This is a genomic window from Pseudomonas sp. VA159-2, assembly GCF_024126635.1.
In the GTDB taxonomy this organism is placed as follows: domain Bacteria; phylum Pseudomonadota; class Gammaproteobacteria; order Pseudomonadales; family Pseudomonadaceae; genus Aquipseudomonas; species Aquipseudomonas muyukensis.
Genome location: NZ_JAMYBV010000002.1, coordinates 113,402 through 138,518, shown reverse-complemented (window position 1 = coordinate 138,518; position 25,117 = coordinate 113,402). Strand labels below are relative to the sequence as shown.

Below are 25,117 nucleotides of genomic sequence, written 5' to 3'. Positions count from 1 at the left end.
GACAACACCGATGAACTTTTCGAAATTTTTCATTACCCGGCCGATCTTCGCCGCGGTGCTGTCGCTGGTGCTGCTGATCGCGGGTTCCATCTCGCTGTTCCAGCTGCCGATCAGCGAATACCCCGAAGTGGTACCGCCCACCGTGGTTGTGCGCGCCAACTTCCCCGGCGCCAACCCCAAGGTGATCGGCGAAACCGTCGCCGCACCGCTTGAGCAAGCCATCACCGGTGTCGAGAACATGCTGTACATGTCCTCGCAGTCCACCGCCGACGGCAAGCTGACCCTGACCATCACCTTCGCCCTGGGCACCGACCTGGACAACGCCCAGGTGCAGGTGCAGAACCGTGTGACCCGCACCCAGCCCAAGCTGCCGGAAGAGGTGACGCGCATCGGTATCACCGTCGACAAGGCCTCGCCCGACCTGACCATGGTCGTGCACCTGACCTCGCCGGACAACCGCTACGACATGCTCTACCTGTCCAACTACGCCATCCTCAACATCAAGGACGAGCTGGCGCGCCTGGGCGGCGTGGGCGATGTGCAGCTGTTCGGCATGGGCGACTACTCGCTGCGGGTGTGGCTCGACCCGAACAAGACCGCCTCGCGCAACCTCACCGCCAGCGACGTGGTGGCAGCGATCCGCGAGCAGAACCGCCAGGTCGCCGCCGGCCAGCTGGGCGCCCCGCCCGCCCCGGGTTCGACCAGCTTCCAGCTGTCGATCAACACCCAGGGCCGCCTGGTCAACGAGGAAGAGTTCGAGAACATCATCATCCGCGCCGGCGCCGACGGCGAGATCACCCGCCTGAAGGACATCGCCCGGGTCGAGCTCGGCTCCAGCCAGTACGCCCTGCGTTCGCTGCTGAACAACCAGCCGGCGGTGGCCCTGCCGATCTTCCAGCGCCCAGGCTCGAACGCCATCGAGATCTCCGACCAAGTCCGGGCGAAGATGGCCGAGCTGAAGCAGGACTTCCCCGAGGGCATGGACTACAGCATCGTCTATGACCCAACCGTGTTCGTCCGCGGCTCCATCGAGGCGGTGGTGCATACACTGTTCGAAGCGCTGATCCTGGTGGTCCTGGTGGTCATCCTGTTCCTGCAGACCTGGCGCGCCTCGATCATCCCGCTGATGGCGGTACCGGTGTCGCTGATCGGCACCTTCGCGGTGATGCACCTGTTCGGCTTCTCGCTCAATGCGCTGTCGCTGTTCGGCCTGGTGCTGGCCATCGGTATCGTGGTCGACGACGCCATCGTCGTGGTGGAGAACGTCGAGCGCAACATCGGCCTTGGCCTGAAGCCGCTGGAAGCCACGCAAAAAGCCATGGGCGAGGTGACCGGGCCGATCATCGCCACCGCCCTGGTGCTGTGCGCGGTATTCGTGCCGGCGGCGTTCATCTCTGGCCTGACCGGGCAGTTCTACAAGCAGTTCGCCCTGACCATCGCCATTTCGACCGTGATCTCGGCGTTCAACTCGCTGACCCTGTCGCCGGCCCTGGCCGCGGTGCTGCTCAAGGACCATCACGCCCCCAAGGACCGTTTCTCGCGGATCCTGGAAAAGCTGCTGGGCAGCTGGCTGTTCGCGCCGTTCAACCGCTTCTTCGACCGCGCCAGCCATCGCTACGTCGGCGGCGTGCGCCGGGTCATCCGCTCCAGCGGCATCGCCCTGTTCGTCTATGCCGGCCTGATGGGCCTGACCTACCTGGGCTTCTCGTCCACCCCGACCGGCTTCGTTCCGGCCCAGGACAAGCAGTACCTGGTGGCCTTCGCCCAACTGCCTGACGCCGCCAGCCTCGACCGCACCGAGGCGGTGATCAAGCGCATGAGCGAGATTGCCCTGAAACAACCGGGCGTGGCCGACTCGGTGGCCTTCCCGGGCCTGTCGATCAACGGTTTCACCAACAGCCCGAACAGCGGCATCGTGTTCACCCCGCTCAAGCCGTTCGACCAGCGCAAGGACCCGAGCCAGTCGGCCGGCGCCATCGCCGCCGCGCTGAACGCACAGTTCGCCGACATCCAGGACGCCTACATCGCGATCTTCCCGCCACCGCCGGTACAAGGGCTGGGCACCATCGGCGGCTTCCGCCTGCAAATCGAGGACCGCGGCAACCTGGGTTACGAAGCGCTGTACAAGGAAACCCAGAACATCATCGCCAAGAGCCACAACGTGCCGGAACTGGCGGGCCTGTTCACCAGCTACCAGGTCAACGTGCCCCAGGTCGATGCTGCCATCGACCGGGAAAAGGCCAAGACCCACGGCGTGGCGATCAACGATATCTTCGACACCCTGCAGGTCTACCTGGGCTCGCTGTACACCAACGACTTCAACCGCTTTGGCCGCACCTACCAGGTCAACGTCCAGGCCGAGCAGCAGTTCCGCCTCGATGCCGAGCAGATCGGCCAGCTGAAGGTACGCAACAACCTGGGCGAGATGATCCCGTTGGCGACCTTCCTCAAGGTCAGCGACACCTCCGGGCCAGACCGTGTCATGCACTACAACGGCTTCATCACCGCTGAAATCAACGGCGCCGCAGCCCCCGGCTACAGCTCCGGCCAGGCCGAGGCTGCGATCGAGAAGTTGCTGAAAGACGAACTGCCCAACGGCATGACCTTCGAGTGGACCGACCTGACCTACCAGCAGATCCTCTCGGGCAACACCGCGCTGTTCGTGTTCCCGCTGTGCGTGCTGCTGGCCTTCCTGGTGCTGGCCGCCCAGTACGAAAGCTGGAGCCTGCCACTGGCGGTGATCCTGATCGTGCCGATGACCCTGCTGTCGGCCATCACCGGGGTCATCGTCTCCGGCGGCGACAACAACATCTTCACCCAGATCGGCCTGATCGTACTGGTGGGCCTGGCGTGCAAGAACGCGATCCTGATCGTCGAGTTCGCCAAGGATGAACAGGCCAAGGGCCTCGACCCGCTGGCCGCGGTGCTGGAAGCTTGCCGCCTGCGCCTGCGGCCGATCCTGATGACCTCGATCGCCTTCATCATGGGCGTGGTGCCGCTGGTGTTCTCCTCCGGGGCCGGCGCCGAGATGCGTCACGCCATGGGTGTGGCGGTGTTCTCGGGGATGATCGGGGTGACCGTGTTCGGCCTGTTCCTGACCCCGGTGTTCTTCTTCCTGATCCGCCGTTTCGTCGAACGACGCCAGGCCCGCAAGGCCACGCCTGCTCTGCCGCTGGAGAATCACCCATGAAGCTGCTCAAGCCCCTGACCCCGAGCCTGCTGGCACTGGCCCTGGCGGCCTGCGCGGTGGGCCCGGACTACCAGGCCCCGCTGACCGAACCGGCCAAGCTGGACGCCGGCCTTGAAGCCAAAGCCTATGACCGCGGCCGCTTCGAGAGCCTGTGGTGGAAACAGTTCGACGACCCGGTGCTGAACCAGTTGGTGCAGGCATCGCTGGCCGGTAACCGCGACCTGCGCGTGGCCTTCGCCCGCCTGAAAGCGGCGCGGTCGATTCGCGAGGACGTGTCCAACGACCAGATCCCCGTGGTCACCAGCCGCGCCAGCAGCGACCTGGGCAAGGGCCAGGTCCCTGGCCAGACCGAGCGCCGGGTCAACAGCGAGCGCTATGACCTGGGCCTGGACATGGCCTGGGAGCTCGACCTGTTCGGCCGCATCCAGCGCCAGATCGAGGCCAGCGAAGCCCAGGAAGCGGCGGCCGAAGCCGACCTGCAGCAGTTGCAGGTTAGCCTGATCGCCGAGCTGGTCGACGCCTACGGCCAACTGCGCGGCGCCCAACTGCGCGAGCAGATCGCCGTGGCCAACCTCAAGACCCAGCAGCAGTCGCGGGACATCACCGTGACCCTGCGCGACACCGGGGTCGGCAACGAACTCGACGTGGTCCGCGCCGACGCCCGCCTGGCGGGTGTCGAAGCCAGCGTGCCGCAGTTGCAGGCCGCGCAGGTGCGGGCGAAGAACCGCATCGCCACCCTGCTCGGCCAGCGCCCGGACGCCCTGGCCGTCGATCTGTCGCCCAAGGCCCTGCCGGCGATCGCCAAGGCCCTGCCGGTGGGCGACCCCGGCGAGCTGCTGCGCCGCCGCCCGGACATCCGCAGCGCCGAGCGCCAGCTGGCCGCCGCCACCGCCAATGTCGGCGTGGCCACCGCCGACCTGTTCCCCCGGGTCAGCCTCAGCGGCTTTCTCGGCTTCACCGCCGCACGCGGTTCGCAGATCGGCTCTTCGGCGGCCAACGCCTGGGCGCTGGGCCCGAGCATTACCTGGGCGGCGTTCGACCTGGGCAGCGTGCGTGCCCGCCTGCGCGGCGCCAAGGCAGATGCCGAAGGGGCGCTGGCCAACTACGAACAACAGGTGCTGCTGGCCCTGGAAGAGTCCTCCAACGCCTTCAGCGACTACGGCAAGCGCCAGCAGCGCCTGCTGGCGTTGATGCGCCAGAGCGATGCCAGCCGCAAGGCGGCCGAGCTGGCCTCGATACGCTACCGCGAAGGCACGGTGGATTACCTGGTGCTGCTCGACGCCGAACGCGAGCGCCTGAGCGCCGAGGATGCCCAGGCCCAGGGCGAGGTCGAGCTGTACAGCGGCATCGTGGCAATCTACAAGGCGCTCGGCGGCGGCTGGCAGCCGGAGGTGGTCGCCACCGCGCAATGATTGTCTTGTGACGTAAAGACTCCTTTGGTTGGTTCCTCCCCCAACCGTTTGCCCCGCAGGCCTTGGCCCGCGGGGCTTTTTTTGGATGATGGATCGGCAAAAACCGGCCTGACAGATAAACACCCTTGAAGCCGCTGCCATATACCGAGGCGCCTTCTCCGCCAGCAAAGCTGGCCTCCAACCACCGCATCGGCAGGTGGCAGCGAGCTTGTCGCTTGCAGCCCAGGCCATTGTGCCCCAAGCTCTGCCTTCATTCGCCACGGACCCTCGCGCACGATGCCCACACGCCACCGCTACCTGCTCGCCCTGCTGCTCGCGGTACTGGTGCCCGTCGTGCTCGGCTACCTGTGGCGCACCCCGCAACCCAGCGTGCCCAACCTGCCCCCGCACAGCTATGCCAAGGCCCTGCGCCAGGCTCATGAGGGCCAGCCAGGTGCCGCGCGGGTGCTGTACCAACAACTACAGCGCGACGACCTGGCGCCGATTCGCCGCGCCGCCCTGTATGCCGAGCTGCCCAACTATCCCTCGCCACAAGCCTTGAAACTGGCCAAGCAGGACCTCGAGCACGATGAGCCGATGGTGCGCCGGGCCGCGATCGCCGCCGTGCGTCGCCTGTTGCCGGCCGCCCAGCGCAGCCTGGTGCTCGGCCCCCTGCTCGAGGACGACGAGCAAAGCGTGCGCTTCGCCGTGGTCGACGCCCTGCTCGGCCTCGATCCCGATGCCATCGGCCTGTACTTCGGCCCCTTGCAGGACACCCTGGAGCAATACGAGCAAACCTTGGAACAACAACCCGACGACGCCGCGGCGCAGGTGCACTTGGCCAGGCTGTACATGCACGAGCAAGCGTTCGATGCCGCTGCCCGGGCCCTGCAGCGCAGCCTGGCGGTGGCGCCCGACAACCTCGATGCCCTGGCCACCCAGGTCCGCCTGCTGGAGCGCCAGGGGCAGCACGACGCTTCGCGCGCGGTACTGGCCAAGGCCTTGGCCCTGCGTCCGGATTCGGCGTTCCTGCAATATGAACTGGGCTTGTGGCTGAGCCGCCACGAACAGCAGGAATACGCCCTGCTGGCCCTCGCCCGCGCCGTGGAGCTGGAACCGGAGAACAACGATTACCGCTACACCCTCGCCACTACTTTGCACCAGCTCGAACAGGTGGATGCCGCGCAAAAGCAGTTGGAGGCCGTGCTCAGCCGCGAACCTGCCAATCGCCGGGCGCGGGTGCTGCTGATCCAGTACTGGAAAGAAACCGGACAATTGCAGAATGTCCAGGTGCTGCTGGCCGAACTGGAGCGCCAGAACCCCGACGACCCTTACCTGCAACAGGGGCTCTGAGAGGACGGCCGCGCACTGGCCAGGCGCTCACGCCTGCAACAGGCGTCGAATCCGCTCAACCAGGGTCTCCAGCGAGAAGGGCTTGAGCAGTAGATCGATACCTGGCTCGGCGAGCAGCGACTGCTCTACCGGATCGTCGTTGAAACCGGTGATGAACAGGATCTTCTGATCCGCATCGATCAAGCGCAAGGCCTTGGCGACTTGTCGGCCACTGAAACCGCCCGGTAATCCGATGTCGGTCACCACCAGGTCGAACGGGCCATGGTGTCGATACTCAGCCAAGGCGCTGTTGGCGTCAGCCACGTCGCAGACCTCGAAGCCTCGGTCGCTGAGCATTTCCGTCATCACCCGCCGCAGGCCGGCTTCGTCATCCACCACCAGCAGCCGCCCCCCCATGACCTGGGCTTCTGTGGGTAACTCCGGCTCCGGCACGCTGTCGAGACAGCGTGGAAACATCAGTACGACCCGCGTGCCTTGCTCAAGCTTCGAGTCAATCCAGACCTGCCCCCCCGACTGACGCACAAAGCCATGGACCATCGGTAAACCCAGGCCGGCCCCTTGGCCGAGGGGTTTGGTGGTATAGAACGGGTCGAACGCGCGCTGCATGTCTTGCGCCGACATGCCCTGCCCATCGTCGTCGATCTGCAGCATGACGTAGTCGCCTGCCAGCAACTCGGCGTGGCCGGTATTGCCCTGCTCGACCCGCTCATTGGCGATGCGGATCGTCACCTTCCCTTGGCCTAGGCAGGCGTCATGGGCGTTGCTGCACAGGTGCAGCAACGCGTTGCGAAACAGGTCCGGATCAAGTTTCAGTGTCCAGGGAGCTACGTCCATCTCCCAGCACAGCTGTATGCCGCTACCGAGCGTCTGTTGCAACAATGGCGCCATCGATTCGAGCACACGCTTGATGTCCAGCGCCTTGGGGCAAAGCGGCTGGCTGCGGGCAAATGCCAACAGGTTGCGGGTCAGGCCTATGGCCCGTTCGGCAGCCTCGCGGGCCATGGCCACGTAGGCGGCCAGGTTTTCCAAGCGGCCCTGGGCCAGACGCCGGTCCAGCAGTTCCAGGCTGCTGCTGACCCCGGAAAGCACGTTGTTCATTTCATGGCCCATGCCACCGGCCACCTTGACCAGCGGCTCCATGCGCTGGCTGTCGAGCACCGTGGCCTGTGCCAGGCGCTGCACGGTTTGCCGCTCCTCGGTGAGGTTGCGCCCGACCAGGGCCGGCAAACCCTGGTCGCAGGCACCCCGCCAGCGAAACCACAGGTAATGGCCGTCGCGATGACGCACCCGGCCATCGAAGTGGTCCATTTCGGCGCCCTGGCGCAGCGCGCTCAGCCCAAGCATGGCCTCGGTGCGCTCGGCGGGGTGGAACAGTTCCGGCAACGCGAACACCCGCGATTCTTCCTCAGACCAACCCAACAAACGCTGCCAGGCCGGGTTGGCCATACGGATCCGGAAGTCGGCATCGAGCAACAGCATCAAGTCGCCAGACCAGGGCCAAGTGGGCGTGGGGTTGGCCAGGTGATGCGCCAACCGGGCCTCGAAGGACTGCGCCAGCTCCCGCCACTGCCGAGTCGTTTCGACACTGGCGGTGGTCTCGATCAAGGTATGCAGGAACCCGGCTATCTCCTGGCGGTCATCATGCAAGGGTGAAAAACTACCCGTGACCCAGACCGTTGCCACGCCGCCTTGACGCTCGATCGGCAACGGCGCGTCCGCCAGCAGGCTGCCGCGCCCTTCGAGGGCCATGAACACCGATGGCCCCAGGCTGTCCCAGGCATGCGCCCACAGCTGATCGAAGCGCTGGCCCTGAATGTCCGCGGCTTCGCCCAGCAGTAGCTTGTAACCCTGGTTGTGGACCAAGGTCAGCTCCGGCCCCCAGATCAACGCGCAGGGAAACGGCGACAACAACAGCATGTCCACGGCAATACGCAACGCCGCGGGCCACAGCACCAGAGGCCCGAGGGGGGTGGTGCTCCAGTCGAAACCGGTGACCACTTCGTTCGGCCCGTTCACCCTCGCCGCCGAGCGCTGCAATTGGATGACTTGCTCGGCAAATGGGTCCTGCTCAGCGGCCAATGTCTTCGTCCCACAGTTCAGGCTTGCGGGCGATGAACTCGCGCATCAGCGCCTTGCAGGTCTGGTCGTGGCGCACCTCGAGCTTCACGCCACGGCCGCTGAGCAACTGCTCTTCACCCATGAAGGTGTCGTGCTCGCCGATGACCACCTGCTTGATGCCGTACAAGAGGATGGCCCCGCTGCACATCGCGCAGGGCGACAAGGTGGTATAGAGGGTAGCCTCTTGGTAAACGCGCGCCGGCTGGCGCCCGGCATTTTCCAGGGCGTCCATTTCGCCATGCAGGATGGCGCTACCTTGCTGCACCCGTCGATTGTGTCCGCGACCGATGATCTTGCCGTCGTGCACCAGCACCGACCCGATCGGTATACCGCCCTCTTCCAAGCCTTTGCGGGCCTCGTCGATAGCGGCCTGCATAAAGGCGCAAGTTGCCTGATCCATGGTCTTTCCCTGGGGTGCAATTGTTTTGCAGCAGACTAGCACAACACTCGCCGCAGCACGGCTATGCTCTATAGGCTTTCGCTGGCCTGGCCATCCGTTTCCCATGGGTTCGACGGGTATGCACACATGAACAAGAAGATCCTGGTCGTGCTGACCAACACCGCCAAATATCCAGACTTGAAGCGCGCCACCGGGCTGTGGCTGGGTGAAGCCGTGCACTTCGTCGACAAGGTGCAGCAGGCCGGCTACAGCGTCGACTATGTCAGCCCGGCCGGTGGCTATGTACCCATCGACCCGCACAGCTTGCAGATGGCGCCGGAGCTGGACTGGCAGTGGTACAACGACCGGGCCTTCATGAACCGCCTGGGTTCCACCCTGAGCCCCGGCCAGGCCAAGGCCGAGCACTACAGTGCGATCTACTACACCGGCGGGCATGGGGTGATGTGGGACTTCCCCGACAACCAAGCCTTGCAGGAGCTGGCGCGGCGTATCCATGAGCGCGGCGGTGCGGTGGCGGCGGTGTGCCATGGCGTGGTCGGGCTGCTCAACATCAAGCTCAGCGACAACAGCCTACTGCTCAAGGGACGCAAGGTAACCGGCTTCTCCAACACGGAAGAGAAACTGGCCGAACTGGATAAGGTGGTGCCGTTCCTGACCGAAAACGAGCTCATTGCCCGTGGCGGCGAATACCACCAGGCCGATGATCCCTGGGCAGCCTTTGTGATGGAGGATGGCAGCCTGATTACCGGGCAGAACCCCGCCTCCACCCGCCAGGTTGGCGAAGCCGTCATTCGCTTCCTGGACAACCGATAACCAGCACAAATGCAGCGCGGGGCAAGCCCGCTCCCACCTGAATGTGGGAGCGGGCTTGCCCCGCGCTAGCGTGCAGCCTGAAGCGGGTTACTCGACGCTCAGCACGCCACGGCGCACCTGGTCGCGCTCGATCGACTCGAACAGCGCCTTGAAGTTGCCTTCGCCGAAGCCATCGTCACCCTTGCGCTGGATGAACTCGAAGAAGACTGGGCCCAGCAGGGTTTCCGAGAAAATCTGCAGCAGCAGGCGCTTGTCGCCGGCCTCGGACGCGCCATCGAGCAGGATGCCACGGGCTTGCAGTTGGTCAACCGGCTCACCGTGACCCGGCAGGCGCTCTTCGAGCATTTCGTAGTAGGTCTGCGGTGGCGCGGTCATGAAGCGCATGCCGCACGCCTTGAGGGCATCCCAGGTCTTGAGCAGGTCGTCGGTGAGGAAGGCCACGTGCTGGATGCCTTCGCCGTTGAACTGCATCAGGAACTCTTCGATCTGCCCGGCGCCCTTGGACGATTCCTCGTTCAGCGGGATGCGGATCATGCCGTCCGGGGCGGTCATGGCCTTGGAGGTCAGGCCGGTGTACTCGCCCTTGATGTCGAAGTAACGGATTTCGCGGAAGTTGAACAGTTTCTCGTAGAAACCGGCCCAATAGGCCATGCGCCCGCGATAGACGTTGTGGGTCAGGTGGTCGATGATCTTCAGGCCAGCACCGACCGGGTTGCGGTCGACGCCTTCGATGAACTTGAAGTCGATGTCGTAGATCGAGCTGCCGTCTTCGTAGCGATCGATCAGGTACAGCGGCGCGCCACCGATACCCTTGATCGCCGGCAGGCGCAGTTCCATCGGGCCGGTTTCGATCTCTACCGGCTGAGCCCCCAGCTCCAGGGCCCGGGCGTAGGCCTCGTGGGCGTTGCGCACGCGGAACGCCATGCCGCACACCGACGGGCCGTGCTCGGCGGCGAAGTACGAGGCGATGCTGTTGGGTTCGTTGTTCAGAATCAGGTTGATGCCACCCTGGCGATACAGGTGCACATCCTTGGAGCGGTGGCTGGCCACCTTGGTGAAACCGAGCATCTGGAATACCGGCTCCAGCACGCCTGGGGTCGGCGAGGCGAGCTCGATGAATTCGAAGCCTTCCAGGCCCATCGGGTTTTCGAAGATATCTGCCATGTTCGTGTCCTCATCTGCAGCGAATAACGGTTGATTAGTTGCTTTGGATGTCGAACAGGGGTGGAGGTGAGCAAGGAATGCCGCGCACGCTACGGGCAAGGAAGTCACCAATGATCAGCTTGAACCCATGGTATGTCATATGGACCCATTCTCGGCGGGCTTGATTCCCCGGGAAGCGGAGAACCTTATTGTTGTATTCGTAAATCGATTCTACAGGGCGTAAATGGCTTTGTCGCGCTTTAGTTGGCAGCCTGCGTCGACAAACGGCTATCCTTCGCTTCATCACGCCCGCGAGCCACAAGGTTTACCTGCCCATGCCACTGACCGCCAAACGTCCTGCCCGCTGGAGCTGGCGCTCGTTGCTGCCCTGGGTGGTAGGCGTGCTGCCGCTGCTCTGCGGGCTACTGGTGATGCGCTGGCAGACCGAACACGACTTGCACGTCAGCAGCCAGACCACCGCCAAAGAGGTGGTCGGGCATATCGAGCAGATCCTCGACAGCCTCTCCATCGCCGCCAACCATCTGCTGCCCATGGCCGGCCTGCCCTGCGAACAGGTGCAGTTGGCGCTGCGCGGGGAGGTCACCCGCAACGCCTTCGTGCGCTCGACCAACCTGTTCGACCACGACACCCTTTATTGCTCGTCCTTGTTCGGCGATTTCGACGAGCCGGTGGATGCCCGTGACTATACCGACGGGCAACTGTGGCTGATGGACGGCAACTCGGTCACCCCAGGCCACCCGCTGCTGGTCTACCGGGTGAGCGCAGGGGATCGCGGGGCGATCAGCACCGTGGACGGCGGCCACCTGCTCACCGCCCTGCGCCTGATCGGCGAGGACGACGAACTGCAAGTACAGGTGGGCAACCACTGGATGGGCGCAAATGGCAAGGTTCACTCGGGCACACCGCCGGTAGCGGCCAGCGCCGCGGTGACCTTCTCCTCCACCCGCTACCCGTTCAGCGTGCATGGCGGTTATGCCGCCAGCAAGCCCGGCGAGGTGATGCGCGCGCGCTACCCGGCGCTGCTGAGCCTGCTGCTGGTGCTGGGCGTGCTCGCCGGCGCTGCCTGCCGCTGGCAACTGCGCAGGGCCAGCTCCCCACGCGCCGAACTGGAGCGGGCGCTGGAGGCCAACGAGTTCGTGCCCTACTTCCAGCCGGTGGTGCGCAACGGCGACTATCACTGGGCCGGCATCGAGGTGCTGATGCGCTGGCAGCACCCACGCGAAGGCCTGGTACGCCCCGACCTGTTCATTCCCTACGCCGAGCACAGCGGCCAGATCGTCGCCATGACCCGCAGCCTGATGCTGGCCACGGCCCAGGCCCTGGCCCCTCACGTCGCACTGCTGGAGGACGGCTTTCATGTCGGCGTCAACATCACCGCCGACCATTGCCGCGACCTGAGCCTGCTCGACGACTGCCAGACCTTCCTCCAGCACTTCCCTCCAGGGCGGGTGGTGCTGACCTTGGAGCTGACCGAACGCAAGTTGCTCGAACCCACGCCGGTGACCCTCGAGTTGTTCGAAAAGCTGCATGCACAAGGGGTGATGATCGCCCTCGACGATTTCGGCACCGGTGTGTCCAGCCTCAACTACCTGCGCCAGTTCAAGGTCGACTACCTGAAGATCGACCAGAGCTTCGTCGCCATGATCGGCGGCGACGCGCTGTCCCAGCATATCCTCGACACCATCATCGAGCTGTCGGCCAAGCTGGACCTGGGCATCGTCGCCGAAGGCGTGGAAACCGAAGTGCAGCGCGACTACCTGGCGCGCCACGGGGTGGACTTCCAGCAGGGCTACCTGTTCGCCCGGCCGATGCCCGCCCACGAGCTGCTCCTGGCCTTGGCCGCGCGTCCCGGCAGCCCACGGTTGCCGCAAGGCAACGCCCCTGAGATCATGCGCGGCTGACCCACCCGCCCACTTCCCGTTTCCGAGGCATTCGTGTCAAAAGGCATTCTTTCGTCGGTCATGGCGTCCTGTCTGTTCGCCGTGATGTATTTCTATACCTCCTTGCTCAAGCCCCTCGACGGCGAGGAGATCTTCGGTTGGCGAACCCTGCTGACCCTGCCCTGCCTGACCCTGTTCATGCTGGTGTCCAAGGACTGGAAACGGGTCGGCGAACTGCTTGGCCGGGTGCGCCGCCGCCCGATCCTGCTGCTGGGCATGCTCGGCACCTCGTGGCTGATGGGCGTGCAGCTGTGGTTGTTCCTCTGGGCCCCCTTGCATGGGCGCAGCCTGGAAGTGTCGATGGGCTATTTCCTGCTGCCGCTGGCCATGGTCCTGACCGGACGCCTGGTCTACGGCGAGCGCCTGTCGCGCCTGCAGAAGGTGGCGGTCGGCTGCGCGGCCCTGGGGGTCGGCCACGAGCTGTACCAACATGGCAGCTTCGCCTGGGAGACGCTGCTGGTGATGATCGGCTACCCGATCTACTTCGTGCTGCGCCGACGCTGCCGCACCGACCACCTGGGGGGGTTGTGGTGCGACATGGGCCTGCTGCTGCCGTGGGCCCTGTACTTCGTCATCCAGGGCCCGTTGTCAGCCGCGGACCTGGCCGAGCACCCGGGCCTGTACGGGCTGATCCCGCTGCTCGGGGCGATCAGCGCCAGCGCCCTGATCGCCTACGTGCTGGCCAGCCGGCTATTGCCGTTCAGCCTGTTCGGCCTGCTCAGCTACGTCGAGCCGGTGCTGCTGGTGGCAGTGGCCCTGCTGCTGGGCGAAACCATCGGCCCGGACCAGTGGCTGACCTACCTGCCGATCTGGGCCGCGGTGCTGGTGCTGGTGCTCGAAGGTTTCAAGCACCTGCTGCGTCAACGTCGGCGCCCGGTGTAAGGCGCACCTGGCGCACCCGGCGCTCCTCCACCGCGACCACGGTCATGACCCAGCCATTGCAGGCCAGCCGATCACCGACCACCGGCAGGCGGTCCAGCAAGCTCATCACCAGGCCCGCAAGGGTCTGGTAGTCCTCGGTGGCGCGGGCCACGAAGCCGGTACGGGCCTGCACCTGGGCCAGGTTCAAGGCGCCGCTGACGACAAAGCCACCCTCCTCCTCGACCACGCCCGGGCCCTCCACCTCGCTGGCGTCCGGCAGTTCGCCGGCAATCGACTCGAGGATGTCGGTCATGGTCAATACGCCGGTGAAATCACCGAACTCGTTGACCACGAAGGCGATGTGCGTCGACTGCCCGCGCATCTGCTCCAGGGCGTTGAGAATGCTGAAACTCTCCAGCAGGTTCAGCGGGGCACGGGCCAGGGTTTCCAGCTCGGGCTGGTTGCCGGCCAGCAACTCCTTGAGCAGCTCCTTCTTGTGCACGAAGCCCAGCGGTTCCTCGATACGGCCTTCGCGGATCAGCGGCAGGCGTGAGTATGGCGAGTTGACCAGGGCCTGGGTGATCACCTCGGCCGGCTGCGAAAGGTCGATGGCATCGACCTTGGCGCGCACCGTCATCACGGTGCGGATCGGCCGTTCGGCCAGGTTCAGCACGCCGCTGATCATCACCCGCTCACGGCGGTCGAACACCACTTGCTCGTCGCCACCTGCCACCAGGTCGGCGATCTCCTCACCCACTTCATCAGCCTCTACCCGGCGCCCGCCCATCAGGCGCAGCACGGCATGGGCGGTGCGCTCGCGCAGCGGCCGATGCTGCTGCACGCTGCGCTTGCGGCGGGCGCGGGCCAGCTGGTTGAACAGCTCGATCAGCAGCGAGAAACCGATGGCCGCGTACAGGTAGCCTTTGGGGATATGGAAGCCCAGGCCCTCGGCGGTGAGGCTGAAGCCGATCATCATCAAGAAGCCCAGGCACAGCATGATCACCGTCGGGTGTTCGTTGACGAAACGGGTCAGCGGCTTGCTGGCGACGATCATGATGCCGATGGAGAAGATCACCGCGATCATCATCACCGACAAATGCTCGACCATGCCAACGGCAGTGATCACCGCATCCAGGGAGAACACCGCATCCAGCACCACGATCTGCGCGACGATGGGCCAGAAGGCAGCATGACGCACCGCGCCGCCGGCCTGGGCGACATGGCCCTCGAGGCGTTCGTGCAGCTCCATGGTGGCCTTGAACAACAGGAACACACCACCCAACAGCATGATCAGGTCACGGCCGGAGAAGCTCTTGCCGAAGACCTCGAACAGCGGCGCGGTCAGCGTCACCATCCACGAGATGCTGGCCAGCAGGCCCAGGCGCATGATCAGCGCCAGCGACAGGCCGATCACCCGGGCGCGGTCACGCTGGTGGGGCGGCAGTTTGTCGGCCAGGATGGCGATGAACACCAGGTTGTCGATACCCAGCACCAGCTCGAGGACGATGAGCGTCAACAGGCCCAGCCAGGCCGTGGGGTCGGCTAGCCATTCCATTAGCGGGTACTCACTGGGGAAGCGTCACGGGAACGCGGGGAGGAAGGCCGGGATGGCCAGGGACTGGGGGGCTCCGCGAAGGTGCTCATATAGACCTTGATAGAAAATAGGGAAGACGATCCTACAATCGAAGCAGAATTCTCTGATAGCGCAAAACTATTACAAAAGCTGTAGCAGTTGCACCACCTGGCATGCGCCCTGCGTTGCAGCCTTTCGCCGGCAAACCGGGGCCTACAGGGACCCTGCCAGGTCTCGGGGCTGCGCTGTAACCTCGATGGGCCAGAGGGCATTTTCGTTCAATACCCACGCTCAAGCCTCGGCCAGGATAGCCCCGCCACCCACCCAACAAGGAACCCGTCAATGAGCCTGACATTGTCCATGGCCGCCTTCGCCCTGGCCGCCTCCATCTCCCCTGGCCCGGTCAATATCGTCGCCCTGGGCAGCGGTGCCCGCCACGGCCTGCGCGCCAGCCTCGGGCATGCGGCCGGCGCCACCCTGGGGTTTTGCCTACTGCTGGTGCTGGTGGGGCTGGGTGTGCACGAGCTGCTGCTGCGCTGGCCACTGCTGGGGCGCCTGCTGCACTGGGGTGGGGTGCTGTTTCTGCTGTACATGGCCTGGAAGCTGGCCAGTGACGATGGTCGGCTTGGCAGCGACGATAGCCGACAAGCACCCAGCGCATGGCATGGCGCAGCCATGCAGTGGCTGAGCCCCAAGGCCTGGTTGGCAGCCGTGGCCGGCATTGGCGCCTACACGGCGGGCGAGCAGCCGTTGCTGTGGTTGTTCACCTGGATCTATGGCCCAATCTGCTTTGTGTCGGTGGCCAGCTGGGCCTGGGCCGGCAGCATGATCCGCCAGTACCTGGGCGAGCCGTGGCGAATGCGCTTGCTCAATCGGCTGCTGGCGGGGTTGCTGGTGGCGAGCGCGTTGTACCTGATGGTGTGAGGTGGACGGTCAGGGCCCAATCGCGGGGCTCAGCCGTTGCGATAGTGCCCCGGCGTGGCCGCCAGGTGTCGCTTGAATGCTCGCTGCAGATGGGCCTGGTCGGCGAAACCCGCCTCCAGCGCCACCTCGGCGATCGGCCTGCCGGCGCGCAGTTGCGCCCGGGCATGCTGCACCCGTTGGTCGAGCAGGTAGGCATGGGGCGTCAGGCCGAAGCGCTTGGCGAACGCGCGGATCAGGTAGGCCCGCGACAGGCCCGCGGCGGCGCAGATGTCCTCCAGTGTCAGCGGGTCGAGGCGATGGGCACGGATGAACGCGGCGGCCAGCTCAAGGCGCGGCTGACCTGCAGCCAGGCCAATCGCATCGACCTCCAGCAACTGCGGCAAGGCCCTGAAGAACGCCTCCAGCTGCGCTTCCCGGCCCTCGCCCCCGGGCTCGAACAGCGCGGCGAACAGCCCCAGCAACTGCCCGTACAACGCCGCCGACGTGCTCAAGGCCGCCGAGGGCAGCTGGAAACCTCGCGCCAACAGCCAAGGCATGTCGACGAACAGCATCAGGTACGACCACGGCTGGCCGTCGATCGGGTTGCAGCTGTGCACCACCCCCGGGTTCATCAACACCGTGGTGCCCGCCGCCACCTCGTGCCGGGCGTTGCCGGTCAGGTAGCGGCTGCGCCCGCCAGTGATCAGGCCGATCGAAAAGCTCTCGTGGGAATGCGCCGCATAGCACACCTGGCGGCCGTCGCCGACACGCCGGGCCTCGACAAAAGGCAATGCCGGATCACGCCAGAACCGCGAGGCCTCGATCATCGCCGGCCCTCAGCCTTCGCCGCCCTGCACCACCACCAGCAACTGCGCCTGGTGCTCGCCCACCGAACGCAGGCGGTGGGGGGTCTGGGCATTGAAATGCAGGGCGTCGCCGGCCTCCAGCAGTACCCGCTCGCTCATGAAGTCGACCTCCACCTGCCCGGCGTGGACGAACAGGAACTCCTCCCCCGCATGTTCCTTGAAGGTCGGGTCACTGAACTCGCTCGGCGGCTGGATCAGGAACGGCAGCAGGCTGCGCTGGCCTACCTGCGAGGTCAACACCGCATAGCCTGGCCCCTCGCCACCGCCCACCAGCGCCTGGCGCTCGCCACGGCGCACCAGGCTGTAGCGCGCCTGGCCGTCGTGTTCACCGTCGAACAGCTCCTCGACATTGACGTTCAGCGCCCGCGCCAGCTTCAGCGCAGCAGCGATCGACGGCGTGTTGAGGCCACGCTCGACCTTGGACAGGTAGCTCTTGGTCATGCCGGATTTCTCAGCCAGCTGCTCAAGGGTGATGCCCAGTTTCTTTCTCAGCAATTTCAGTCGGATAGACATGTGACGCGGGTTTCCCGAACGAACGCACTTGCGCATGACACTTTGTGTCATATAGGATGATTTGTGTCATGTGATGGTTCGCCCCCTCACCGTCCAAAGCTCGGGGGCGAGCCAGCCCTGGCACCCAACATCACGCCACAGAGGAAGTTCCCCATGGCCAACACCCTTACCCTCAGCAAAGACCAGCTGGTGCAAAAGGCACTGACGCAGATGCAAGGCTCGCTCGCCGATAATACGTGGACTGTGCGCGAAAAGCTGGCCCTGACCTGCCGAATTCTCTTCGACCATGGCCATGACTCGGGCCTGGCCGGGCAGATCAGCGCCCGCGGCCCGCAACCTGGCACCTTCTACACCCAGCAACTGGGCCTGGGCTTCGACGAAATCAGCGCCAGCAACCTGCTGCTGGTCAACGAAGACCTCGAGGTGCTCGAAGGCCAGGGCATGCCCAACCCGGCCAACCGCTTCCACAGCTGGGTGTACCGCGCTCGCCCGGATGTCGACTGCATCATCCACACCCACCCCACTCACGTGGCCGCCCTGTCGATGCTCGAAGTGCCGTTGCAGGTCTCGCACATGGACCTGTGCCCACTGTACGAGGACTGCGCATTCCTTGAAGCCTGGCCGGGCGTGCCGGTGGGCAACGAGGAAGGCGAGATCATCAGCACCGCGCTGGGCGACAAGCGCGCCATCCTGCTCTCGCACCATGGCCAGCTGTCCACCGGCGCCAGCATCGAGCAGGCCTGCGTCTACGCCCAGTTGATCGAGCGCGCCGCGCGCCTGCAACTGCTGGCGATGGCCGCCGGCACCATCAAGCCGATCGCCCCGGCGCTGGGCCGCGACGCCCACGACTGGATCGACCGGCCCAAGCGCCACGGCGCCGCCTTCAACTATTACGCCCGGCAGGCGCTGCGCAGCCACGCCGATTGCCTGAACTGATCCCTTTACGCCTTGCTTGAGAGCCTTGCACAATGACTAATCGATTCCACGGCATCATCGGCTACACCATCACCCCGTTCAGCGCCGACGGCGAACAGCTCGACCTGCCCGCGCTGGGGCAGTCCATCGACCGCCTGGTCGCAGGCGGCGTCCACGCCATCGCTCCGCTGGGCAGCACCGGCGAAGGCGCCTACCTGAGCGACAGTGAATGGCAACAGGTGGCGCAATACAGCCTGGAGCGCATCGGCAAGCGCGTGCCGAGCATCGTCAGCGTTTCCGACCTGACCACCGCCGGCGCGGTGCGCCGCGCACGCTTCGCCCAGCAACATGGCGCCGATGCGCTGATGGTGCTGCCGGCGGCCTACTGGAAGCTCAGCGAAGCGGAGATCCTCCAGCACTACCGCGCCATCGGCGCGGCTGTCGACATCCCGATCATGCTCTACAACAACCCGGCCACCAGCGGCACCGACATGCCGGTGGAGCTGATCCTGCGCATCGTGCGCGAAGTGGACAACGTGACCATGGTCAAGGAGAGCACCGGCGACATCCAGCGCATGCACAAGCTGCAGTTGCTCGGTGAAGGCCAGGTGCCGTTCTACAACGGCTGCAACCCGCTGGCGCTGGAGGCCTTCGTCGCCGGTGCCGCGGGCTGGTGCACCGCGGCGGCCAACCTGATTCCCGAACTTAACCAGCAGTTGTACAAGGCCGTGCTGGCCGGCGAGCTGGAACAGGCCAAGGCCCTGTTCTACCGCCAGTTGCCCTTGCTCGAGTTCATCCTCAAGGGCGGCTTGCCAGCGACCACCAAGGCCGGTTTGGCGATGAGCGGATTGGCGGTGGGCGAGCCACGTCGGCCAGTGTTCGGTTTGGATGATTCGGGCAAGGCGACATTGCAGGCCTTGCTCAAGCAGCTGGGCAACGCGAGCTGAGGCCTTGAGCACGAAGGGGCGACAGATGATGTCGCCCCTTCTGCCGCAGGCGGCACCGGTATGGCAAAGCCATGTGGGGGGCATTCCCCACCCAGCAGTGGGTGCCTGTCCCCAGCTTTGCGGCAAACCGCGAAGCGCCTCTCTTTCGCATTATTGCAACATCTTGAAACATGCAGCTTTTCGCCCTTTTTCTCTTGGCACAGCCATTGCTCAAGCCCCTGCAAGGCACATCGCCACCCCGTGCGGTGGCCCAGATGCCGGTCTGCACAACACGGGGCATACGGCAATGAACAAACCAGCAGCAACCTCCTTCCCAGTGTTCAGGTTGTCTTCCCTCACGGCACTGCTGCTCAGCCTCGGGCTGGCCGGCGCGGTCGCGGGGTCGCTCGACGACGTGAGCCCGCCTCCCCCCACCGACCCGTCCGCTTACAGCGATCCGCCAGCCAACCCGGTGGATGCAGCGGCGGCGCTGGACGCACTGCAGACCATGCCCGAGGCCAACCAGGGCGCGCTGGAACTCAGCAACGGCGCCTATGGCGACCGCGCCACGGTGACCAGCAACAACGTGCTGCCCCCCACCTTACAGACCTCGCGCAAGTACCCCACCAACGGCAAGCCCAGCCCACTGTTCGGCGCCGAGCCGTTCACCCAGCAACTGCTGCTGTTCGAGGAGTTCGGCCCGGAGAAGCTCGACCCGGCCACCCCGCCCTACGCGCTGACGTTCCCGCCCCCCGTGATCGGTGCCGCGCCCGCGCAAGACCCCGACTACGCCGCGCGCAGCAGCCCCAACGGCAATGCCCTGGAGGCCTTCCTCACTCAGCCGGGGCTGACGCCGTTCCCGTCGCAGTACGCCAACGTGCTCGACCGCAACCCATGGAAAGCGCAGATCGAGATGTTCCTCAACCGCAGCGGCGTCGGTTCGCCCGCCGAAGGGCGGCCGCCAGGAAAAGGCTGGTCGCACCAGCGCTGGAACGAGTTCTACCCGCAGGCCGCGTTCAAGACCGCCCAGGCCGGCGCGCGCATCAACCAGGGCCTGCGCGACCGCAAGCAACTGCACAACTACGCCAAGGGCGAATTCGCCCCCGGCGGCCTGTACTACCAGACCTCCGACATCCCCACCACCCTGGGGACCACCAAGGGCATCGACACGCGTTTCCACCCCAGGATGCCGCTACAGAACCACAAGGCACTATGGACCTTCGACGGCACCTTCCCGGTCAAGCTGTTGATGGTGCGCTACGGCCAGCCGCTGCTGATGCGCCACTACAACGCCCTGCCCATCGACCCCTCGGCCAACAATGGCTTCGGCCTGCACACCATCTCCACCCACGAGCACAACGGTCACTCGCCGGCCGAGAGCGACGGCTTCGCCAACGCCTACTTCTTCCCAGGCCAGTACTATGACTACCGCTGGCCGATCCAGCTGGCCGGCTACGACACCATCAACACCCGCGCCCAGGACCCGCGCGCGGCGTTCCCCTGCGCGCCGGGCGAAACCCTGTACGTCAACGACACCTCGCCCGGCCTGAAAACCTGCGAGAACGGCAGCATCAAGATTCGCGGCGACTGGCGCGAGACCATGAGCAGCCACTGGTTCCACGACCACATGCTCGATTTCACCGCGCAGAACGTCTACAAGGGCAACGCGGTGATGATGAACTACTACTCGGCGCTGGACCGCGGCAACGAAGCCTTGCAGGACGGCGTCAACCTGCGTTTTCCCAGTGGTAGCGCCATGCCCTGGGGCAACCGCGACTACGACGTCAACCTGCTGGTGGCGGACAAGGCCTGGGATGCCGCCGGCCAACTGTGGTTCAACCCGTTCAACACCGACGGCTTCCTCGGTGACCAGATCCTGGTCAACTGGCAGTACCAGCCCAAGTTGAAGGTGCGCGCGCGCAGCTATCGCTTTCGTATCCTCAACGGCTCGGTGTCGCGCTACTTCAAGTTCGCCGTGGTCCGTGAGGTGGCCGGCAACAGCGGCGAGTTCAAGGGCCCGGCCGGCTCCAACCTGTCCTATAACCGCGTGCCGTTCCACATGATCGGCAACGACGGCAACATCATGGAACACGCCGTGCCGTTCGACGGCAGCATGGACCTCAACGGCAACGGCGACCTGCAGGACAACAACGCCATCCTGCCGCTGCAAGGCATTGCCGAGCGCTACGACATCATCATCAACTTCGCCCGCAACGGCATTGCCGTCGGCGACAAGCTGTATTTCGTCAACCTGATGGAGCACGAAAGCGGCAAAGGCCCGAGCCGGGCCATCCCCCTGGCCGACGTGCTGTCCGGGCAGTACAAGGCGGTGATCAAGCAGACCAGCAAGGGCCCGGAATGGGACGGCGGCGACCCGGTGGTCGGCAAGTTCCTGCAACTGATCGTGCAACCCTACAGCGGCCAGGATGTCAGCATGAACCCGGCCCTGTATGAACCAGCCAAACCTGGCAAGGCCGCCGGCCTGACCATGATCCCGCTGCCGATCGACCGCAACAGCGCCAGCGACCAGGCCAAGATCCAGGCCGCGCGCCATCGCGAGTTCCTGTTCGGCCGCTCCGACGGCACCGACAGCGCCCCCTGGACCATCAAGACCGACGGTGGCTTCGGCTACAGCATGGACCCGCGGCGTATCAGCGCCGCCCCGCAACTGGCCAACGAAGCCACCGACGGCGGCTTCAGCGGCGACGGCACGCTGGAAGTGTGGAAGATCAAGAACGGCGGCAACGGTTGGAGCCACCCGGTGCATGTGCACTTCGAGGAAGGCGTGATCCTCAGCCGCGACGGCAAGGCGCCGCCGGAGTGGGAAAAGTGGGCGCGCAAGGATGTCTACCGCATCGGCGAGGACACCGATTCCTCGCAAGAACTGGAAGTGGCCATTCGTTTCCGTGAGTTCGCCGGCACCTACATGGAGCACTGCCACAATACCCAGCACGAGGATACGTCCATGCTGTTGCGCTGGGACCTGGAGCACCCTGGCCAGTTCCAGCTGATGCCGACCCCACTGCCGGGCTGGGATGGCGTGCAATACGTCAATTCCGCGGCCCTGCCGAGCTTCCGCACCGCAAGCAGCGGCCCGGGCAACGACGCCAACAAGCCACCGGTGGCCGTCAACGACAGCGCCGCCACTACCGCGGGCAAGCCGCTGGTGCTCAACGTGCTGGCCAACGACACCGACCCCGACGGCAACCTGCCGCTGAGCGTCAGCAGCCTGGCCCAGCCCGATTCCGGCCAGGGCGTAACCAGCAGCAACGCCACCCAGGTGACCTACACCCCGCCAGCCACGGTCGCCAGCCCGTTCACCGCCAGCTTCACCTACGCCGCCCGCGATGCCAAAGGCCTCGAGTCGCTGGCCCCGGCCACGGTGAGCATCGCGGTGTCGCCAGCGCTGCCGATGGACGAGATCCAGGTCAGCAGCGCCAGCGTGCAATTACGCAGCAACAGCCGCTGGACCTGGGACATCGCCGGTACCACCACGGTGTACAGCGGCAACAGCATCCGCGTGACCACCAACACCACCAGCGGCCCGCTGGAGCTGGGGGTCGCCACCTTGAGTGCCAGCGGCAGCGGCGGCCGTTGGCGGTTGTCGGTGACCACCACCGGCAGCGGCCCGGCCTCGCCACCCTCGGTGACGGTGAAATCGGCACTGGGGCAGAGCGTGACCGTGCCGGTGAGCGTGCGCTGATGTTGTGACGGGCGTGGCAGCGGGCTTGCCGGCGTGCGCGGCAAGCCCGCTCCACGCCATCCTGCTCCCAGGTCATCCCGCTTGATCGAGAGGGTCGAATCATGTGCCGCCTGCTGTGCCTGCTGCTGCTGATGCTCTGCCTGCCCTGCTCACTGCCTCCCACGCCCGCGCAAGCCACGCCCTGGGGCGCCGACTACTTCCCCAACGTCGTCCTGCTCACCCAGGACGGCGACAAGGTGCGTTTCTTCGACGACCTGCTCAAAGGCAAGGTGGTGGCCATCAACTTCATCTTTACCGGCTGCGGCGACTCCTGCCCGGTGGAGACCGCGCGCCTGCGCCAGGTGCAGAAGCTGCTGGGCGAGCGCGTCGGCCAGGACATCTTCTTCTACTCCATCAGCATCGACCCCTACAACGACACCCCCGCCACCCTCAAGCGCTACGCCCAGCAGTTCGCCATCGGCCCCGGCTGGACCCTGCTCACCGGCGATGCCGCCGACATCGAGCAACTGCGCCGCAGCCTGGGCCTGTACATCGAGGGCCTGGAGAACGGCCGAAGCAAAGACCACAACCTCAGCCTGATCATCGGCAACCAGGCCACCGGCCGCTGGATGAAGGCCTCGCCCTTCGAAAGCCCGTACATCCTCGCCGACCGCCTGGCCAACAGCCTGCACAACTGGAAGACCGCCAGCGCCCAGCACCACGACTACAGCCAGGCCCAGGCCCCGCAGATCCGCCCACCCAGTGCCGGCGAGCAACTGTTCAGGACCCGCTGTTCATCGTGTCACACCCTCGGCGACGCCGAGCCCGGAGCCACCCGCGCACTTGGCCCGGACCTGCTCGGGATCACCCGCCAGCGCGACGAGGCCTGGTTGAAACGCTGGCTGATGGAACCGGACCGGATGCTGGCAGAGAAAGACCCGCTGGCCATGTTGCTGTACCAGCAGTACAACCAGCTGGCGATGCCGAACATGCGCTTGGGGGAGCTCGAAGTATCTGCGCTGCTCAGCTATCTCGACGAGGAAACCCAGCGTCGGCAAACCCCTTCGGCGCAGCGTTGAGCGCCAGCGAGCGTCAAGACGCTGCGCCAGCCAATATCATTTAGCCAGCACCTCGCGCTAAGCTAGTGCGTCACCTACTGAGGAGCAAACTGGTATCCACGCGTACCAGACAAGCACGATGCACGTAATCCCGACTGGCTGCCCCCTATCGCTTTCAAGTGTGCTCAAGCAGTACATGCTTACCCCCTTGCTCAATGACGCTGGGCCTGCATTCCATCTGCAAATTATCCTGGTCTGGGCATTGTTCGCGATTGTCGCGGCCGCAATCCCGTACAAGCTCAGAACTTCCTGGAGTTATCTCGCGGGCTTCATGATCGCCACCATAGGTGCCTTGTTGATCTTCTTCTCGGTGACGGCCGACAGCCTCCAAGCCAAACGGGCCTTGACGGTGATTGCGCAGGAAGTCACAGCGATCGATGAACAACTCAAGCGCGAAGACATCAGCGATGAAGTTCGCAGCGCCCTGCTCGGAACGAAAAAGAACAAGTTGGATCAAGCCGATAACCATACCATCCGCATCGACCTGGCCGGGGTGCTGACCAACTTCGCCGCCATGACCCTGGGTGGCTATGGTGCCGGCCTGTTGGCGGCCTTTGTCACCACCAACAAGTCGCGTCGAAGGGAAGCCCAGGAAGAAGCATTGGCGTACGCGTGGCTAAGGCGAAACCTGCCTGCGCTGTTTTGCTTCGTGATGATGTCGTCATTGGCTGGCGTGGTTGGCCTGACGATCGCGGCCAGCCGCGATTTCATTGCCATACCGTGCCAGGCGCAGTATGTGGGCGCCCTGCTCGGTTTCGTCGTTGCGTTCCTGCTGGCGCTAGGCGGCTACGTATTGAACGACAACCCAGCGGTCACCCCCGCCAGGCGCGGGGCCCTGGTGCTGATCGCCCTGCTGTCGATAGCCATCCATCTGCGCGCGACCTCGCTGTCGGCGAGCTATCTGGGCGCGGTATTGCTGGTGAATATCCTGCCACTGTTGCTTCATCATGGCATCAGGCAGCGCCTCATGCGGGGTTTGTCGCGCCTGACCAAAGCCAGTGCTCATGCCCCAACTGAATGAGCGCTTGGCCTGGTTAGCGGGGTGTCGCGGCCATGCCTCGGCAGCCCATTACCTGCAAGCGCAACCGCGATGGACGCGGGCAAGACCGCGTCGATCCTCTTGTGCGGCATCCCGGGCGGCCAGGTGGCCGGCGTGCGCTGCATCGATGCATTGCAACTGCTGATGCGACTGGTCAATATCGGCGACGCCAAGCCTCTGGCCTGCCACCCCGCCTCCACCCCGCACCGCCAGCTCAACGACCCAGCGCTGGCCAAGGCCGGTGTGCCGCGGGACATGGCGCGCCTGTCGATGGGCATCGAACACAGCGACGACATCATCGCCGACCTGGCCCAGGCACTGGGGGCCAGCCGCGGCCGAGCCATCCGCGCCC

Annotated in this window: 18 protein-coding genes and 1 pseudogene; 13 read left to right on the top strand and 6 right to left on the bottom strand. The window is 65.2% G+C overall.

From position 1 onward, the window contains the following. The first annotated feature begins 10 nt into the window (after positions 1–10). The 3 genes from NJG22_RS02570 (at position 11) to NJG22_RS02560 (ending at position 5,934) form a co-directional block, all read left to right on the top strand. On the top strand, positions 11–3,190 hold the full coding sequence (locus NJG22_RS02570) for an efflux RND transporter permease subunit (protein WP_253092297.1): 3,180 nt from the start codon (positions 11–13) through the stop codon (positions 3,188–3,190). Beyond that, positions 3,187–4,602, top strand: a complete 1,416-nt coding sequence (locus NJG22_RS02565) for a TolC family protein (RefSeq protein ID WP_253092295.1) — start codon at positions 3,187–3,189, stop codon at positions 4,600–4,602. The genes NJG22_RS02570 and NJG22_RS02565 overlap by 4 nt, the downstream gene beginning before the upstream one ends. A gap of 276 nt (positions 4,603–4,878) precedes the next feature. Then, positions 4,879–5,934 (top strand): tetratricopeptide repeat protein, encoded by a 1,056-nt coding sequence (locus NJG22_RS02560; protein ID WP_253092293.1) that lies wholly within the window; start codon positions 4,879–4,881, stop codon positions 5,932–5,934. A gap of 27 nt (positions 5,935–5,961) precedes the next feature. Here the strand turns inward: NJG22_RS02560 and NJG22_RS02555 are convergent, their stop codons facing one another. Together NJG22_RS02555 and NJG22_RS02550 are read right to left on the bottom strand one after the other, a co-directional pair. Then, the gene (locus tag NJG22_RS02555) at positions 5,962–8,013 is read right to left on the bottom strand and encodes an ATP-binding protein (RefSeq protein WP_253092291.1); all 2,052 of its coding nucleotides are present in this window, start codon (positions 8,011–8,013) and stop codon (positions 5,962–5,964) included. Continuing rightward, entirely contained in the window at positions 8,003–8,452 is a 450-nt protein-coding gene (locus NJG22_RS02550) for a nucleoside deaminase (protein WP_253092290.1), read from the bottom strand. The genes NJG22_RS02555 and NJG22_RS02550 overlap by 11 nt, the downstream gene beginning before the upstream one ends. Before the next feature lie 126 nt (positions 8,453–8,578). Here NJG22_RS02550 and NJG22_RS02545 point away from each other — a divergent pair, with 126 nt between their 5' ends. Further along, positions 8,579–9,265 carry a type 1 glutamine amidotransferase domain-containing protein gene (locus NJG22_RS02545; protein WP_253092288.1) on the top strand — a complete coding sequence of 229 codons (687 nt, stop codon included), beginning with the start codon at positions 8,579–8,581 and terminating at the stop codon, positions 9,263–9,265. A gap of 87 nt (positions 9,266–9,352) precedes the next feature. Here NJG22_RS02545 and hppD read toward each other — a convergent pair whose 3' ends face one another. Next, positions 9,353–10,429: a 4-hydroxyphenylpyruvate dioxygenase gene (gene hppD / locus NJG22_RS02540; RefSeq protein ID WP_253092286.1), complete on the bottom strand. Its 1,077-nt coding sequence runs from the start codon at positions 10,427–10,429 to the stop codon at positions 9,353–9,355. 314 nt (positions 10,430–10,743) lie between these two features. Between hppD and NJG22_RS02535 the strand changes: the two genes are divergently transcribed. Together NJG22_RS02535 and rarD are read left to right on the top strand one after the other, a co-directional pair. After that, positions 10,744–12,330, top strand: a complete 1,587-nt coding sequence (locus tag NJG22_RS02535; protein ID WP_253092284.1) for an EAL domain-containing protein — start codon at positions 10,744–10,746, stop codon at positions 12,328–12,330. 33 nt (positions 12,331–12,363) lie between these two features. After that, the gene (gene rarD, locus NJG22_RS02530) at positions 12,364–13,251 is read left to right on the top strand and encodes an EamA family transporter RarD (protein ID WP_253092281.1); all 888 of its coding nucleotides are present in this window, start codon (positions 12,364–12,366) and stop codon (positions 13,249–13,251) included. Here rarD and NJG22_RS02525 read toward each other — a convergent pair. Beyond that, positions 13,214–14,785 carry a TerC family protein gene (locus NJG22_RS02525; protein ID WP_253092280.1) on the bottom strand — a complete coding sequence of 524 codons (1,572 nt, stop codon included), beginning with the start codon at positions 14,783–14,785 and terminating at the stop codon, positions 13,214–13,216. The genes rarD and NJG22_RS02525 overlap by 38 nt on opposite strands. 360 nt (positions 14,786–15,145) lie before the next feature. Here NJG22_RS02525 and NJG22_RS02520 point away from each other — a divergent pair, with 360 nt between their 5' ends. After that, positions 15,146–15,727: a LysE family translocator gene (locus tag NJG22_RS02520; protein ID WP_253092278.1), complete on the top strand. Its 582-nt coding sequence runs from the start codon at positions 15,146–15,148 to the stop codon at positions 15,725–15,727. Positions 15,728–15,756: 29 nt separating this feature from the next. On the opposite strand, the gene NJG22_RS02515 is transcribed toward NJG22_RS02520, so the two are convergent. Continuing rightward, positions 15,757–16,533 (bottom strand): AraC family transcriptional regulator, encoded by a 777-nt coding sequence (locus NJG22_RS02515; RefSeq protein WP_253092276.1) that lies wholly within the window; start codon positions 16,531–16,533, stop codon positions 15,757–15,759. Between the two features lie 9 nt (positions 16,534–16,542). Then, entirely contained in the window at positions 16,543–17,085 is a 543-nt protein-coding gene (locus NJG22_RS02510) for an XRE family transcriptional regulator (RefSeq protein ID WP_253092274.1), read from the bottom strand. A gap of 153 nt (positions 17,086–17,238) precedes the next feature. On the opposite strand from NJG22_RS02510, the gene NJG22_RS02505 reads away from it, so the two are divergent. The 6 genes and pseudogenes from NJG22_RS02505 to NJG22_RS02480 all read left to right on the top strand — a co-directional run. Next, positions 17,239–18,021: an aldolase gene (locus NJG22_RS02505; RefSeq protein ID WP_217847598.1), complete on the top strand. Its 783-nt coding sequence runs from the start codon at positions 17,239–17,241 to the stop codon at positions 18,019–18,021. Between the two features lie 32 nt (positions 18,022–18,053). Next, positions 18,054–18,947, top strand: a complete 894-nt coding sequence (locus tag NJG22_RS02500; RefSeq protein WP_253092271.1) for a dihydrodipicolinate synthase family protein — start codon at positions 18,054–18,056, stop codon at positions 18,945–18,947. A gap of 286 nt (positions 18,948–19,233) precedes the next feature. Next, positions 19,234–22,629, top strand: coding sequence for an Ig-like domain-containing protein (locus NJG22_RS02495; protein ID WP_253092269.1), 3,396 nt, complete (start codon positions 19,234–19,236; stop codon positions 22,627–22,629). A gap of 131 nt (positions 22,630–22,760) precedes the next feature. Then, positions 22,761–23,687, top strand: coding sequence for an SCO family protein (locus tag NJG22_RS02490; RefSeq protein ID WP_253092622.1), 927 nt, complete (start codon positions 22,761–22,763; stop codon positions 23,685–23,687). A 175-nt stretch (positions 23,688–23,862) separates the two neighbouring features. Further along, the gene (locus NJG22_RS02485) at positions 23,863–24,747 is read left to right on the top strand and encodes a hypothetical protein (RefSeq protein WP_253092267.1); all 885 of its coding nucleotides are present in this window, start codon (positions 23,863–23,865) and stop codon (positions 24,745–24,747) included. Positions 24,748–24,825: 78 nt separating this feature from the next. Then, positions 24,826–25,101: pseudogene (locus NJG22_RS02480) on the top strand (PLP-dependent transferase); the annotation flags it as partial. Positions 25,102–25,117 lie beyond the last annotated feature (16 nt).

Coding starts and splice junctions, on each gene's coding strand:
- NJG22_RS02550 (WP_253092290.1), bottom strand. CDS start 8,452: ATGGATCAGGCAACTTGCGCCTTTATGCAGGCCGCTATCGACGAGGCC.
- NJG22_RS02515 (WP_253092276.1), bottom strand. CDS start 16,533: ATGATCGAGGCCTCGCGGTTCTGGCGTGATCCGGCATTGCCTTTTGTC.
- NJG22_RS02525 (WP_253092280.1), bottom strand. CDS start 14,785: ATGGAATGGCTAGCCGACCCCACGGCCTGGCTGGGCCTGTTGACGCTC.
- NJG22_RS02490 (WP_253092622.1), top strand. CDS start 22,761: ATGCTCTGCCTGCCCTGCTCACTGCCTCCCACGCCCGCGCAAGCCACG.
- NJG22_RS02485 (WP_253092267.1), top strand. CDS start 23,863: ATGCTTACCCCCTTGCTCAATGACGCTGGGCCTGCATTCCATCTGCAA.
- NJG22_RS02505 (WP_217847598.1), top strand. CDS start 17,239: ATGGCCAACACCCTTACCCTCAGCAAAGACCAGCTGGTGCAAAAGGCA.
- NJG22_RS02560 (WP_253092293.1), top strand. CDS start 4,879: ATGCCCACACGCCACCGCTACCTGCTCGCCCTGCTGCTCGCGGTACTG.
- NJG22_RS02545 (WP_253092288.1), top strand. CDS start 8,579: ATGAACAAGAAGATCCTGGTCGTGCTGACCAACACCGCCAAATATCCA.
- NJG22_RS02570 (WP_253092297.1), top strand. CDS start 11: ATGAACTTTTCGAAATTTTTCATTACCCGGCCGATCTTCGCCGCGGTG.
- NJG22_RS02565 (WP_253092295.1), top strand. CDS start 3,187: ATGAAGCTGCTCAAGCCCCTGACCCCGAGCCTGCTGGCACTGGCCCTG.
- hppD (WP_253092286.1), bottom strand. CDS start 10,429: ATGGCAGATATCTTCGAAAACCCGATGGGCCTGGAAGGCTTCGAATTC.
- NJG22_RS02500 (WP_253092271.1), top strand. CDS start 18,054: ATGACTAATCGATTCCACGGCATCATCGGCTACACCATCACCCCGTTC.
- NJG22_RS02495 (WP_253092269.1), top strand. CDS start 19,234: ATGAACAAACCAGCAGCAACCTCCTTCCCAGTGTTCAGGTTGTCTTCC.
- NJG22_RS02520 (WP_253092278.1), top strand. CDS start 15,146: ATGAGCCTGACATTGTCCATGGCCGCCTTCGCCCTGGCCGCCTCCATC.
- NJG22_RS02510 (WP_253092274.1), bottom strand. CDS start 17,085: ATGTCTATCCGACTGAAATTGCTGAGAAAGAAACTGGGCATCACCCTT.
- NJG22_RS02535 (WP_253092284.1), top strand. CDS start 10,744: ATGCCACTGACCGCCAAACGTCCTGCCCGCTGGAGCTGGCGCTCGTTG.